Below are 13,893 nucleotides of genomic sequence, written 5' to 3'. Positions count from 1 at the left end.
TCAGAACGGCAGGTTTTCCAGGACGCAGAGCACAAAGCCCGTCGCCGGAATCGCGGCCGCCGAGGCGAGCAGCAGGGTGCGGAAGGCGAAGCCGACGGTGAGAGGGCGGCTGGCGCGGGTGGGGTGCTCGGGATCGTAGTTGAGCTCCACCTGCCCGCTGTATGCCTGGTCGGAGAGGCCCCAGACGGTGACGACCGACGGGATGTCCCGCATCCGCTGCCCGTCGACGGTGGTGAACGTCAACCGGGAGAAGACCCAGAGGCGTCCGCCTTTGTCCCAGATACGCACGTAGCCGGTCACCTTGCCCACCACACCGACCCCGCGCTTGCGCAGCAGCCACAGCGAACGCACCCGCCGAAACACCCGCCACAGCGGAATGCCGCCGACCAGGCCCAGGACGCCACCCACGATCAGGGTTTCTGCGGCCGTGCCGCGGTCCAGGGGGCTGAACAGGCCCAGCAGGAACAGCAGCAGAGCATAGGGCGGCAGTACGTAAGCCATCCTCACCGCCGCTTGCGCTCGCGGACCCAACTGAAGCTGACGCTGCGGCTGCGTCTCCACGCGCACCAACGCATGCCCGTCCGCCACGGGCTCGGTCCTGGCCAGAGCGGCCGTCACCTTCTCCAGGAACGCCGCTGCGGCACGCGCGTTGGGGGCTTGCAGTTCCACGGCCGGCCCCAGGCCCTGCTGCGCGGCATGACCCGGTGCACCGCTGATCGTGATCCGCACTACGCCCGCCGGGGTCAGTTCCGCGGACCGAAGGGCCCGCACCGGCACACTCCATGTCGTTCGGCCCCGGACGATCCGCAGTCGTGCCCCGTTGAACCGGGCCGTGGTGCCGCCTGCTGCCAGCACGGTCTCCGGGCCGCCGGATATCGCGTTCGACATGGGCGGATGATACGCAGCGCGCGATCGCCGCGTCATCGCCAGCGACGTGCCGGGCTTGCCCTTCAGGAGTTCGTCGAGGCGTGGACAACCACGTGATCCCCGCCGATCTCCTCCATGCAAGACCCTGCCGTCAGCCAGTACCTGGGGAATTAGGTGACCGCAGCCTTGGGGAATTACGTGACCGTCCACAAGCCCCCGCCTCAGCCGATTGACATCCATAGGGGCATCAAACTCGCGGTCCGCTACGAGGCAACCGTCCTCGTCGCCGCCATCAACGAATGGCTGTGACCAGCGCCATCGAGAACGATCCAGTAGCGGCGCTTCACCCCGATTTCGGTGCTGCGCACATCTTCCAGAACGCCGCCGTTGCTCTCGATGGTGCGCGCCGAGCCGACGTTGCCATCGTCACAAGTGAGAAGGACGCGGTCCAGACCGAGCCCCGGTGCCTTGAGCAGAACCGCTCCCAGCGCCCACGTGGCCAGTCCACGTCTCCTGGCAGAAGGCCGAATGCTATAGCCGATGTGTCCGCCGCCTTCCAGCAGAAAGGCGTTCAGATAGTGCCGAAGGTCGATGGCCCCCAGGTAGGTCTCGCCGTCGACGATCCACCAGTGGCTGGCGTGGACGCGTCCTTCCTCGACAGGCAGCGACCGGTCTGACTGCTGACGCAGTCGCTCGACCCATGCGGCGAACCCCTCCGGGCTGTCGAGGTCATCGTCAGCAGCCAGACGCAGGCCAGCCCCGTCCTGGTGAGCACCTGGCTGCCACTCGTCGCGCGCCGTGAGCCACGAGGAATGTAGCCGTCCCGTGGGTGCGATCAGTTCAGCCATGCGAGCGACGATAACACCCGCACACCGTACGTGATCAGGCACTTTTTAGGGATCGGGCCCCTGCATCGCCGCGTGGGACACACCGGCTAAGCCGGATGGAGGCCAGATCATCCCATTTCGCCGCGCGTGATCACCACGACCTTGATCCACTTTCGATACACGCCCTAGGGGCGCACTCGCGGATCACGCCCGCCAACCGGGAAAATGGGCCCACAACCGAACGCACAACCGACGCGGAGGAGCGGGCTCATGCAGCACGAGCGGGCGGGGCAGCAGGCCCAGCCAGAGGACCTCATCGATGTCGCCCGGCTGGTGACCGCGTACTACGCGTTGCACCCCGACCCGGCCGAGCCGGGCCAGCGCGTGGCCTTCGGCACGTCCGGCCATCGCGGATCGTCGCTCGCCACGGCGTTCAACGAGGACCACATCGCCGCGACCAGCCAGGCCATCTGCGAGTACCGGGCCCGTCAGGGCACCGACGGGCCACTCTTCCTCGGCGCCGACACCCATGCACTGTCCGAACCGGCCAAGGTGACGGCCGTCGAGGTGTTCGCCGCGAACGGCGTGACGGTGCTCATCGACGCCCACAACGGCTACACCCCCACCCCGGCGGTGTCGCACGCCATCCTCACCCACAACAGCGGCCGCACCGGGCGCCTTGCGGACGGCGTCGTGGTCACCCCGTCGCACAACCCGCCCGCCGACGGCGGCTTCAAGTACAACCCGCCGAACGGCGGCCCGGCCGGATCGGACGCCACCTCCTGGATCCAGGACCGCGCCAACGAGATCATCGCCGGCGGCCTCAAGGAGGTGCGCCGACTCCCCTACACCCAGGCCCTGGCGGCGCCCACCACCGGGCGGTACGACTTCCTCGGCGCGTATGTCGAGGACCTGCCGAGCGTCCTTGACCTGGATGCGGTGCGGGCGGCGGGCGTACGCATCGGCGCCGACCCGCTGGGCGGGGCGTCGGTCGCGTACTGGGGCCGTATCGCCGAGCAGCACCGGCTGGATCTGACGGTGGTGAACCCGCTGACCGACCCCACCTGGCGGTTCATGACGCTGGACTGGGACGGCAAGATCCGTATGGACTGCTCGTCGCCGTACGCGATGGCCTCGCTCATCGAGCAGCGCGACCGCTTCCAGATCTCCACCGGGAACGACGCCGACGCCGACCGGCACGGCATCGTCACCCCGGACGGCGGCCTGATGAACCCCAACCACTATCTGGCCGCGGCCATCGCCTACTTGTACACCCACCGCGACCAGTGGCCCGCCGACACCGGCATCGGCAAGACACTGGTGTCGTCGAGCATGATCGACCGGGTCGCCGCGGACCTGGGCCGTGACCTGGTCGAAGTCCCCGTCGGCTTCAAGTGGTTCGTGGACGGGCTGGTCGGCGGCTCCATCGGCTTCGGCGGCGAGGAGTCGGCCGGAGCGTCGTTCCTGCGGCGCGACGGCTCGGTGTGGACCACCGACAAGGACGGCATCATCCTGGCCCTGCTCGCTTCCGAGATCCTCGCGGTCACCGAGAAGACGCCGTCGGAGCACTACGCGATGCTGGCCGACAGCTTCGGCGAGCCCGCGTATGCCCGTATCGACGCGCCCGCGTCCCGCGAGGAGAAGGCCGTTCTGGCCAAGCTCTCGCCGGAGCAGGTCACCGCGGACACGCTCGCCGGGGAGCCGGTCACCGCCGTGCTCACCGAGGCGCCCGGCAACGGGGCGGCCATCGGCGGCATCAAGGTGACCACGCCCAACGCCTGGTTCGCGGCTCGGCCGTCCGGCACCGAGGACGTCTACAAGATCTACGCCGAGTCGTTCCTGGGCCCTGAGCACCTGGCGCAGGTGCAGGAGGAGGCCAAGGGTGTGGTGTCGGCGGCGCTGGGCAGCTGACGTCGACGCGAAGGGGCCGGGATCTTGCAACCCCGGCCCCACCTGCGGCATTACGACTTTCATCTCACATCCAGTGAGCTCAGCTCAGCTCACGTCGAGGGCCGTGTCGTCGATGACGAACGACGTCTGCAGGACGGAACCCTCGGTGCCGGTGAACTTGAGCGTGACGGTCTGTCCGGCGTAGGAGCTGAGGTCGAAGCTGCGGCGGGTGTAGCCGGTCGCCGCGTTGAGGTTGGAGTAGGTGGCCAGCGTCGACAGGACGGTGCCGCTGCTGTTCACGACCTGGACCTTGAGCGTGTCGTAGGCCGTGCTGGTGGTCGTCTCGGCCGTGTCGACGTGCAGGTAGAAGCTGAGCGTCGCCGAGCAGCCGGACGGGATGGTCACCGACTGGGACAGGGTGTCGGTGTGCGCGGAGCCGTATCCGTTGAGCCAGGCCTTGTACGAGCCGGTACGGGCGGCCTGTCCGGAGTCGTTGGTGATGACGCCGCTGGTGGCGGACCAGGAGGAAGCGGCGGACTCGAAGCCGGGGTTGGCGAGCAGCTGGGCGGCCGTGCAGCTGGTGCCGCCGCCCCCGTCGCCGTCGCCCTCGCCGCCCGACAGCCACTCGGTGGCGTTGAGGGCGAGTTCGGCGTTGGTGCCCGCGGTGTCGTTCCAGCCGTCGTAGAGGGTGTTGCCGGACTGGCCGGTGCCGTCGTCGATGGGTGAGCTGTCGCCCCAGAACGCGACACGTCCGCTGCCGAAGGTGCTCGTCGCGAAGAAGGCGCCGGTGTTGCCCGAATAGCCGGGGCGGTAGACCAGGCCCTTGACGGAGGAGTTGGCGGACGGGCTGAGCGTCACGGTCGTACCGCTGCGGATGATGCTGCCGGTGACCTTGCCGAAGGATCCGTTCAGCACCGGATCGGCGGTGTCCGGGATGGCCTTCGGGTCCTCGCTGCTGATGCTGAGGGAGTCGACGGTGAAGCCGAAGGGGTTGGTGCTGTCGACGCTGTTGTTGGACATCAGGTCGTTGACGACCTCGACGCCGTCGTAGCCGTCGTTGTTGCGGTCGGCGCCGCTGTGGTTCGGGATGACGAAGAGCCCGCCGCCGTTTTGTACGAACCTCATGACGGCTGTCTTTTCGGACGCGCTGAGCAGCAGGTTCGGTTCGGGCAGCACGAAGGTGTCGAAGTTCTGCAGGTCGAGCGCCGAGGAGGTGCCGTAGGTGATGGTGCTGCCGGACGGCAGGGTCTTGAGCGAGTAGTCGCCCGTCTGCTGCAGGGCGACGCCCCAGGAGGAGAGCGCACCGGTCCAGTCGGTCTCCGCCGTGGGCGTGGCGTCCTGGTGAGCGGGTCGGGCTGACTGGTGCTGATGATCCAGTCGGCGTTGCCGGCGGTCTCGGCCTTGGAGTTGTCGAAGAGCACGCGGTGCGGGGTCGCTGCGGCGGCCTGCGTGGATACCGCCGCGGTCGTGCCGGCCGGGGTTGCTCCCACGGCGGCTCCCGCCGTGCCCGCGGACAGCATTCCGCATACGGCCAGGACCGCGGCGGCTGAGAGTCTGTGGCGGGATCTTCTGGATCCGAGCATCCGGCATACCTCCGTGAGGGGTGGGGGAAGGAGCGGTGCGGTGTTGGGTCTTCGCGCGTAGAGAGAGGGGACCGACGGCTCGGTGCGCCACACATTGGGCGGCACGCACAGTACATGACAACGTCTCGCTCGCAACAGGCCCATATGCCCACAGGCCCACAGGCCCCATCGCAGCCGGGGAGGGGAATCCTCGCAAGGTCGGGTCGTTACGCGCCTCGGGCGGCCGGTATGGCGGCGGCGCTGCCGAGCGTGGACCCTTTTCGTGGAGGGGCACAGTCTGGCCGTGCTGCTGTGCTGAAGCTTCCGCATCCGTATGCGGCATGCGGCATCGGGTAGCGGTGGTGAGAGGAGCGGGCGATGCGTGAGATCCTCCCGGCCCTGAGCCGGTGGTACGCGCAGGGGTCGCCGTTCGGGCTGGCCACCGTCGTCTCCGTCAGCCGCAGCGCACCACGCGACCCCGGGGCGTCGATGGCGGTGGGTCCGGGGGACGAGGTCGTGGGCAGCGTGTCCGGTGGCTGTGTGGAAGGCGCCGTGTTCGAGCTGGCCAAGGAGGTCGTGGAGAGCGGCGAGGCACAGCTGGAGACCTTCGGCTACAGCGACGAGGATGCGTTCGCCGTGGGGCTGACCTGCGGCGGCGAGATCACCTTGCTCGTACGGTGCGTGTCGCCGGAGACGGACCCCTCGTTCGGGGACGTCGCCGAGTCGGTCGCCGCGGGCCACCCCGTCACCGTGGCGACCGTGATCGACGGCCCGGCGCCACGCGGCGCCACGCTGGCCGTGTGGCCTGAGCGGGTGTCCGGTTCGCTGAGCTCGGCCGGCCTTGACGTGGCCGTCACCGCCGACGCGCGGGGTGAACTGGCGCAGGGCGCCACAGGGCAGCGGCACTACGGGCCGCACGGGGAGCGGCGGGAGGACGCCGTCACGGTGTTCCTGCACTCCTTCGCCCCGCCGCCGAGGATGCTGGTGTTCGGTGCGATCGACTACGCGGCGGCGGTTGCCCGGATCGGGGACTTCCTCGGCTACCGGGTCACCGTGTGCGACGCCCGGCCGGTGTTCGCGACGCCGAAGCGGTTCACCGAGGGCGTCGAGGTCGTCGTCGAGTGGCCGCACCGCTATCTGGGCGGCACCGTCACCGACCATCGCACGGTGATCTGCGTCCTGACGCATGACCCGAAGTTCGACGTCCCGCTGCTGGAGAAGGCGCTGCGCCGCCCCGCGGCGTACATCGGCGCGATGGGCAGCCGCCGCACACACGATGACCGTATGAAGCGGCTGCGCGATGCCGGGCTCAGCGAGGACGAACTCGCCCGGCTGCGCTCGCCGATCGGCCTGGACCTCGGGGCCCGTACGCCCGAGGAGGTGGCCGTCTCGGTCGCGGCGGAGATCGTCGCTCTCCGCTGGGGCGGCACCGGGATGCCGCTGGCGAAGACGGCCGGGGCGATCCATCGGCCGGGCACGGCGCCGGAGCCGGCCTCTGACCCGCGGTCGGCATCTGCTCCCCGGTCGACCTCTGCCCCGCAGTGATGAGCCTGGCGTCGCCGTGACGAGCACAGCCCGTGCTCGACGTCGGCGGCACGGAGACCGGCGGGGCCGGCTCGAGTGCGGCCACGATCACCGGATCCGGCGGGTGCGGCCGGGAACCACCGGGCGCGCGGGTGCGGCCACGGGTCACCGGGGCCGCGGGTGCGGCCGGGGACCACCGGCACCGGCACACTGACCGCCCGCTCCCCCGGCCCCTCCGGCCGCGTGGACCCCTGGCAGGCGCGGAGGTGGGCGCTCTGTGCCAGGATGCCGCGGAGTCATCCGATCGAGATGTGGAGTCCCGTGAGTCAGACCGACGTCGCCACGGCGCCGCCGCGCCCCCTGCTTCTCGCGGACGGAAGGCCCGCCGCCGCAGGCTGGTCCCTGGATGCCGGGCGGAAGTACCTCAACCACGGTTCCTTCGGTGCGGTTCCGGTGGTGGCGCAGGACGAGCAGAACCGGCTGCGGGTTGAGATGGACCGGTCTCCGGGCCTGTGGTTCGCGGGCCTGCCCGAGCGGGTCGCCCGTGCCCGGGCCGAGATCGCGGCGTTCCTGCGCGTCGCCGCGGAGGATCTCGCGCTCGTCCCCAACGCGAGCGGCGGCGCGAGCGTCGTCTATGCGAACGTCCCGGCCCGGCCCGGCGGCGAAGTCCTCGTCACCGACCACGGCTATGGGGCCGTGACCATGGGGGCCGAGCGTCTCGCCCGGCGCTGGGGCGGCACGGTCCGTACGGCTCATGTGCCGCTCGATGCCGACGAGGACCAGGCGTACGAGGCCGTGGCCGCCGAGATGAACGAGGCGACCGGTCTCATCGTCCTCGACCACATCACCTCCGCGACAGCGCGCTGGATGCCCGTCGAGCGGATCGGCGCGGAGGCGCGGGCCAGGGGGATCCCGGTTCTTCTGGACGGGGCGCATGTGCCCGGACTGGCCGAGGACCCGTTGTGCGGAGTGGAGTGCGACTTCTGGATCGGCAATCTCCACAAGTTCGCCTGCGCGCCTCGGGGTACGGCCGCGCTCGTCGCCCGCGGCGCACTGCGCGACGGGCTCTATCCCCTGATCGACTCCTGGGGCGCCCCTGATCCGTTCCCCGACCGTTTCGACATCCAGGGAACGGTCGATGCCACCAGTCATCTGGCGGCTCCGGCCGCGCTCGACTTCGTCGAGTCCACCTGGGGCTGGGACACGGCTCGTACGTACATGCGCGATCTCGCCGACTACGCCGAGCGGATCCTCGCCGAAGCCTTTGCCGCGCTCACCGGTGAAAGCGCCACCGTCGACGTCGGCATGCCGGTCAACGCGCTGCGCCTGGTGCGGCTTCCGGAAGGTCTGGCCCCGACGCGTGTCGATGCCGACGCCCTGCGTGATCGTGTGGCGCGGGAACTGGGTGTGGAGGCGGCCTTCACCAGCTTCGACGGCGTCGGCTACATGCGCCTGTCGACGCACGTCTACAACACCGCCGAAGACTTCGAGTACTTCGCAGAGCGGTGTGTCCCGGTGCTGGGTGCGTGGGCCGGCGAACGGCACACCGCGGGCGGCGTGAACGGTTGAGAGCTGCGTTCCGCTCATCCCTTACCGGGCAGGCCGCGCGACGGAGCCGCGCATGCACTCACAGCCCCAGGGAGATGGCCAGTCGTGTGAGCTCCGCCGTGCTGCAGATGCCCAGCTTCGCCCGTATACGGCGGAGGTACGCGTCGACCGTGTGCTTCGACAATCCCATGTGGCGGGCCGTCTGCAGATAGGTGCGCCCTGCGGCGATGTGCCGCAGGGTCTCCCGCTCACGCGGGGCCAGCACGAGCAGCGCGGCTGCGCGCGCTTCTGCGTGCGGCGTGGTGGTGAAGCTCATGGAACTCCCTCCGACGGAATGGATCGACTCGGACCGACTCGAATCGACCCGAATCGACTCGGTCTTCACTGCTCACGGCCTTGGAAGCAGGGGTGGAAATAGAGCAGGGGTGTAATAGAAACAAGGTGTAAATACTGGAATGTCGGTATTTGCACTTATCCACGCCGTGAGCCCCGAGTGCGGTTCCGCGCCGTTGCACGCATTCTGAAGATTTTTCCTCCCCCCGCCGGAGCCCCGCCCGGCCGGCGACCACGGCCGCACCACGGGCGTACCGCGGACGCGCGCCATGGGACGTTCCCTCCGCGATCAGCCGGGCTGGTCCTCCGCGTTGGTGCTCCGCGCCTCGCAGGATCATGCTTGTCAGTAGAGCCCTTCAGTAGAGCCCTGGCCGTGCAGGTTCCCGCGGGGAGAGCGGGCCGAGGAATGAGCGAGGGCGAGATGAGCGGCGATGGAGCGACTTCCCACCCCTCCTGACGAGCGGCCGGACAAGCCGGACGTGTCGGACGCCTCGCTCGAGTCTGCGTACACGGCCACGGCCACCATCGACGAGCAGGGCATCGTGACGGGGTGGAGCGAGGGTGCCCGGCGACTGCTCGGCTATGTGCCGTCGGAGGTCGTGGGCCGGCCGGCCGTCAGGCTGCTCGCCGACGAGGCCGCAGGAACGGCCCGCCATACCCCGGCCGGGAAGGAACGATGGAGCGGCACCCTGGCGCTGCGGCACCGGGACGGCCGCCGGGTGGAGACGGGACTGCTCGCGCACCGCCGGTCGTCGCCGGACGGCGGGGTCACCGAGTGGCTCGTGGTGTCCGCCGTGGCGGGGCGACCGCGCACGCCCGCGGGCGAAGCCCTGAGGGAATGGACGTTCACCCAGTCCCCCGACATCCTGGCGATCTTCGACACCGACCTGCGGCTGGTCGGCGCCAACGCGGGCATGGAGCGTGCGCTGTCCCTGACGGAGTCCGAGATGCAGGGGCTGCACCTGACGGAGATCGCGCCGTATCCGGTGAGCGATGAGGCCGAGAGGAAGATGCGGCTGGCGTTGGAGACGGGTGAGCCGCAGTACGTGGAGGCGTACATCCGTCCTACGGGTGTCAGCCCGGAGCGGGGCTGGTCGACTTCCTTCGCACCGCTGAAGGACCCGGACGGCAGGGTGTGCGCGGTGTGCCTGACGGCGCACGACAGGTCCGGTGAGTACCTCGCGCGGCAGCGGATGCTCCTGCTGAACGAGGCCGGTTCCCGTATCGGCACGACCCTGGACATCGCACACACCGCGCAGGAACTGGCCGACGTCGCCGTCCCCCAGCTCGCCGACTTCGCAGCCGTGGACCTGCTGGACGTGCCCCAGACCGGCGACGAACCGGCCGCCGCGCAGGCGCCCGGACCGGTCACCATGCGCCGCGCAGCTCTGCGGTCGGTCGCCGAGGAGAGCCCCGATTCCTTGGTGGCGGTCGGCGACACGATCGTCTACCCCGCGCTCTCACCCCCGGCCGAGTGCCTGACCACCGGCCGTGCCGCGCTGTACGAGATGACCGACTCCGCCATCGCTCGATGGGCGGCGCAGGACCCCGGAGCCGCCTGGATCCGCGAGTACGGGACGCGTTCGGTCATGGTGGTACCGATGCGTGCCCGCGGTAACACGCTCGGCGTGGCGCTCTTCAGCCGGCACCGGCGCCGGGAGCCCTTCGAGTCGGACGACCTGCTGCTGGCCGAGGAGCTCACGGCCAGAGCGGCTGTGAGCATCCACAACGCCCGCCGCTACACCCGCGAGCGCACCACCACCATGACCCTGCAGCGCAGCCTGCTCCCGCACACGCTGCCCGATCAGGCGGCGCTCGACATCGCGTCCCGCTATCTGCCGGCCGGTACCCGGGCCGGCGTGGGCGGCGACTGGTTCGACGTGATCCCGCTGTCCGGTGCGCGGGTGGCGCTCGTCGTGGGCGACGTGGTCGGCCACGGGATACGTGCCTCCGCCACCATGGGCCGGCTGCGTACCGCGGTACGGACCCTGGCCGACGTCGACCTGCCGCCCGACGAACTGCTCACGCACCTCGACGACCTCGTGCTCCACCTGTCGGCCGACGAGGGCAGCGCGGACCCCGCCGCCGAGACCGCCGGGGGCATCGGCACCACCTGTCTGTACGCGGTCTACGACCCGGTGTCCCGCCGCTGCACGCTCGCTCGCGCCGGCCATCCCCCGCCCGCCGTGGTCACCCCCGAGGGCGCCGTCTACTTCCTCGACGTCCCGGCCGGCCCGCCGCTGGGCCTGGGCGGCCTGCCCTTCGAGACCTTCGAGACGGAACTTCCCGAGGGCAGCGTCCTGGCCCTGTACACGGACGGTCTGCTCGAGATCCGGGACCGCGACATCGACGAGGCCCTGGACAAGATGTTCGCGGCTCTGGCGCTGCCCGCGGCGACACTGGAAACGGTCTGCGACAGGGTTCTCACGTCCCTGCTGACCCACCGCCCCGACGACGACATCGCCCTGCTCATCGCCCGCACCCGGGCACTGCACGCCGACCGGGTCGCCGCCTGGGACCTGGCCTCCGACCCCGCCGTGGTCGCCCAGGCCCGCAAGAACGCCACCGACCAACTGGAGGCCTGGGGGCTGGACGACGCGGTCTTCATCACCGAGCTGATGGTCAGCGAACTGGTCACCAACGCCATCCGCTACGGCCATCCCCCCATCCAGCTGCGGCTGATCCACGAGAACAGCACGCTGATCTGCGAGGTCTCCGACTCCAGCAGCACCACCCCGCACATGCGGCGCGCCCGGACCTTCGACGAAGGCGGGCGGGGCCTGCTACTGGTCGCCCAGCTCTCGGAGCGCTGGGGCACGCGGCATGCGGCCGTCGGAAAGACCATCTGGGCCGAGCAGTCGCTGTCCGGGGTCTGAGGACGAACCTCCAGTTCAGCACGTCCAGTGAACCTTGGCCACGTCGGCCCGCTGTCCCCGACGCCACGAAAACGAGTCCTGCCCCACCGCGCGTGCGGTGGGGCAGGAACAGGGCAGGAACCCGAGGTCTTTCCCGGCGGTTTTTCTCCTAGCTGATTCACGTTGCTATTTGACGTTGCTATTTGACGATGACCTCGCCCGAATCCTGCGGGGTCGACTCGTCCGTATGCGAGGAGTCGCCGGTGTCGGTGTCCGAGGTGTCCGGAGTGTCCGGAGCAGAGGGCTTGTCGGTGTCGTCCGTCGGCGGCTCGTGTGGGGCGGGCGTGTCCGGAGTCGAGGGGCCACTGCCGGTGTCGTCGTCGCCCGGAGTGTGCGGGCTCGTCGGCTTGGGACAGGGCGGACCGTCATTGCCGTTGGTGCCGGTACCGTTGCGGCCGTCGCCATCGCGGCCTCCGCAACTTCCCCTGCCCCCGCGACCGTTGCCGCCGGTGCCGGTGCCTCCCGGAGCCTGGCAGACGGGGGCGTCGCCGCCGGTGCCGTTACCACCGGTGCCGTTACCACCGTTGCCACTGCGGCAGTAGTCGTCGTCGTGCCCGTGGCGCTTTCCTCCGCGCCCGTCATGCCGGTCTCCGTGGCGGTCGCGTTTCTTGTCGCCGCGATCGTGCTTCTTGTCGTGACGGTCATGGTCCCCGTCCTTGCCTGTGGCTACGGACGCCGCCGCGCTCTGCGTCGTCGGTGCCGCAAACGCTGTGCTCGCCGGGATCAGTGCTCCGCCGACAGCGAGGAGGACGGAGGCGGCGGCTACGGCCACACCGCTCTTACGGGTATTACTCTTCATGAGAATTCTCGCCTTGATATTTTCGAGGTGGAATTATGCCCGATGCCGGCGGTGCATTCGTTCCACATGGCAGGGGATATTCGGCGGTCCGGCCGGGGGCATGACCAGTTGGCGTTTGCCACCCGAGCCGGACCGCGAACTATTCGGTGTTCTCCGCTGCAGTCAGCTCTTGGCTTCAGTCGCCAGAGGCATCGCCACCGATACCGTCACCACCGGTGTTGTTACCACTGCCAGAGGCATCGCCACCGATACCGTCACCACCGGTGTTGTCACCGCTGCCGGAGGCGTCACCACCGATACCGTCACCACCGGTGTTATTGCCACTGCCGGAAGCATCGCCACCGATACCGTCACCACCGGTGTTATTGCCACTGCCGGAAGCATCGCCACCGACGCCGTCACCACCGGTGTTATTGCCACTGCCGGAAGCATCGCCACCGACGCCGTCACCACCGGTGTTATTGCCGGTGCCAGAGGCATCGCCACCGATACCGTCACCACCGGTGTTGTTACCACTACCGGAAGCATCACCACCGATACCGTCACCGCCGGTGTTATTACCACCGTGCTTCTTGTCGTGCTTCTTGTGCTTCTTGTCGTGCTTCTTGTCGTGCTTCTTGCCGTGCTTCTTGTGCTTCTTGTCGTGATCCTTGTCGTGCTCTGCGACAAGAGTCACGACCGACGAGTCGGGCACCGAGGCCGCCGTCGCAGCGGTTGCCGGAAGAATCACGCCCCCTGCAACGACAACAGCAGAGGCAACAATTGTCGAGAGACGAAAACGACGCTTGGGACGAACATCCTCGTGGGTCTGAATGTTACGGGTCATGGGTTTTCTCCTACTGATATAAGGGGCGGGTTCGTTGCCCTATCATTCTGGTTTTCGGTGAGAGAATCCTCGGGAGATTTCTGCCCACCGTGCTGCCTCATTCCGTTCCGGTGAGGCCCGCACTTCAAGTAGGCCCGAATCGCGAAGCCCGGTCATGTTCCGAGGACTCGGGGCTTGACAGACTCGGAGGCGGTGAGTACAAGTCCGCGGAAAACGCCGCCGGGGCCGCTGGTCGTTCGGAAACGCGGCGGGCGCCGGGGATCGCAGCCGCCTGGGGACCAACACATGCCAAAGGCCGCCTCCACGCAGGGGAGGCGGCCTTTGGCCGATGAGGGCACCGGCAGTGGATGCCAACCCGCCTCTAGGGTCCGCGGTTGCGAACCCATGGGGCGACGGTGGCCGTCAGCGCTGGGGCGGCTCTTGCTCCCGACCCCTGCCGAACTCGTCCTTGAGCCTGTCCTGGGCGGTGTCGACCTGGCCCCTGTACTTGCCCTGGGTCCTGTCGTCGATGAAGTCACCGCCCTTGTCGATGGCCCGGTCGGTCTGGCTCTCGCGGCCCTTCAGCATCTGCTTGATCTTGTCCATCATGGACATGACTGATCCTCTTTCGGAGACGGGCCCCCACCACTCCAGGTTCACCGCATGACGCGTGGCTCGCATCTGGGCGCGCATTCGCAGGTCGTGCGGCCGTCGCGGCCGGTCCGGGTCAGGCCCCCGAGAACTCCCGTTCCGCACCTTCGGGTGCCCTAACCCTCGCCGCCCCCGCCCCCGCCGCCGCCATCGCCAACTTCGTGCCTACGCT

Annotated in this window: 10 protein-coding genes and 1 pseudogene; 4 read left to right on the top strand and 7 right to left on the bottom strand. The window is 69.2% G+C overall.

Annotation, left to right across the window (positions count from 1 at the left end; genetic code table 11):
* Nucleotides 1-888, bottom strand: coding sequence for a hypothetical protein (locus tag STSP_RS17525; protein WP_067278631.1), 888 nt, complete (start codon nucleotides 886-888; stop codon nucleotides 1-3).
* A 242-nt stretch (nucleotides 889-1,130) separates the two neighbouring features.
* On the bottom strand, nucleotides 1,131-1,715 hold the full coding sequence (locus STSP_RS17520; RefSeq protein WP_067278630.1) for a GNAT family N-acetyltransferase: 585 nt from the start codon (nucleotides 1,713-1,715) through the stop codon (nucleotides 1,131-1,133).
* A 249-nt stretch (nucleotides 1,716-1,964) separates the two neighbouring features.
* On the opposite strand from STSP_RS17520, the gene pgm reads away from it, so the two are divergent.
* The gene (gene pgm / locus STSP_RS17515; RefSeq protein ID WP_067278627.1) at nucleotides 1,965-3,605 is read left to right on the top strand and encodes a phosphoglucomutase (alpha-D-glucose-1,6-bisphosphate-dependent); all 1,641 of its coding nucleotides are present in this window, start codon (nucleotides 1,965-1,967) and stop codon (nucleotides 3,603-3,605) included.
* An 84-nt stretch (nucleotides 3,606-3,689) separates the two neighbouring features.
* Here the strand turns inward: pgm and STSP_RS17510 are convergent.
* Nucleotides 3,690-5,167: pseudogene (locus STSP_RS17510) on the bottom strand (hydrolase).
* A 357-nt stretch (nucleotides 5,168-5,524) separates the two neighbouring features.
* Here STSP_RS17510 and STSP_RS17505 point away from each other — a divergent pair.
* Nucleotides 5,525-6,691 carry an XdhC family protein gene (locus STSP_RS17505; protein ID WP_067278624.1) on the top strand — a complete coding sequence of 389 codons (1,167 nt, stop codon included), beginning with the start codon at nucleotides 5,525-5,527 and terminating at the stop codon, nucleotides 6,689-6,691.
* A gap of 300 nt (nucleotides 6,692-6,991) precedes the next feature.
* Entirely contained in the window at nucleotides 6,992-8,239 is a 1,248-nt protein-coding gene (locus tag STSP_RS17500; protein WP_067278622.1) for an aminotransferase class V-fold PLP-dependent enzyme, read from the top strand.
* Nucleotides 8,240-8,297: 58 nt separating this feature from the next.
* Here STSP_RS17500 and STSP_RS17495 read toward each other — a convergent pair whose 3' ends face one another.
* Nucleotides 8,298-8,534 (bottom strand): response regulator transcription factor, encoded by a 237-nt coding sequence (locus STSP_RS17495; RefSeq protein WP_067278620.1) that lies wholly within the window; start codon nucleotides 8,532-8,534, stop codon nucleotides 8,298-8,300.
* Between the two features lie 448 nt (nucleotides 8,535-8,982).
* On the opposite strand from STSP_RS17495, the gene STSP_RS17490 reads away from it, so the two are divergent.
* A complete protein-coding gene (locus tag STSP_RS17490) occupies nucleotides 8,983-11,427 on the top strand; it encodes a SpoIIE family protein phosphatase (RefSeq protein ID WP_078067271.1) in 2,445 nt (814 codons plus the stop codon).
* Between the two features lie 178 nt (nucleotides 11,428-11,605).
* Here STSP_RS17490 and STSP_RS17485 read toward each other — a convergent pair whose 3' ends face one another.
* The 3 genes from STSP_RS17485 to STSP_RS17480 all read right to left on the bottom strand — a co-directional run bounded on the left by STSP_RS17485 (nucleotide 11,606) and on the right by STSP_RS17480 (nucleotide 13,685).
* A complete protein-coding gene (locus tag STSP_RS17485; RefSeq protein ID WP_157902849.1) occupies nucleotides 11,606-12,265 on the bottom strand; it encodes a hypothetical protein in 660 nt (219 codons plus the stop codon).
* Between the two features lie 175 nt (nucleotides 12,266-12,440).
* Complete coding sequence (locus STSP_RS39185) at nucleotides 12,441-13,091, bottom strand: hypothetical protein (RefSeq protein WP_157902848.1); 651 nt, start codon at nucleotides 13,089-13,091, stop codon at nucleotides 12,441-12,443.
* Between the two features lie 402 nt (nucleotides 13,092-13,493).
* Nucleotides 13,494-13,685: an antitoxin gene (locus STSP_RS17480; protein ID WP_067278614.1), complete on the bottom strand. Its 192-nt coding sequence runs from the start codon at nucleotides 13,683-13,685 to the stop codon at nucleotides 13,494-13,496.
* Nucleotides 13,686-13,893 lie beyond the last annotated feature (208 nt).

Origin of the sequence: Streptomyces jeddahensis (assembly GCF_001642995.1) — a bacterium.
In the GTDB taxonomy this organism is placed as follows: domain Bacteria; phylum Actinomycetota; class Actinomycetes; order Streptomycetales; family Streptomycetaceae; genus Streptomyces; species Streptomyces jeddahensis.
This window is presented reverse-complemented; position numbering and strand designations above follow the sequence as displayed.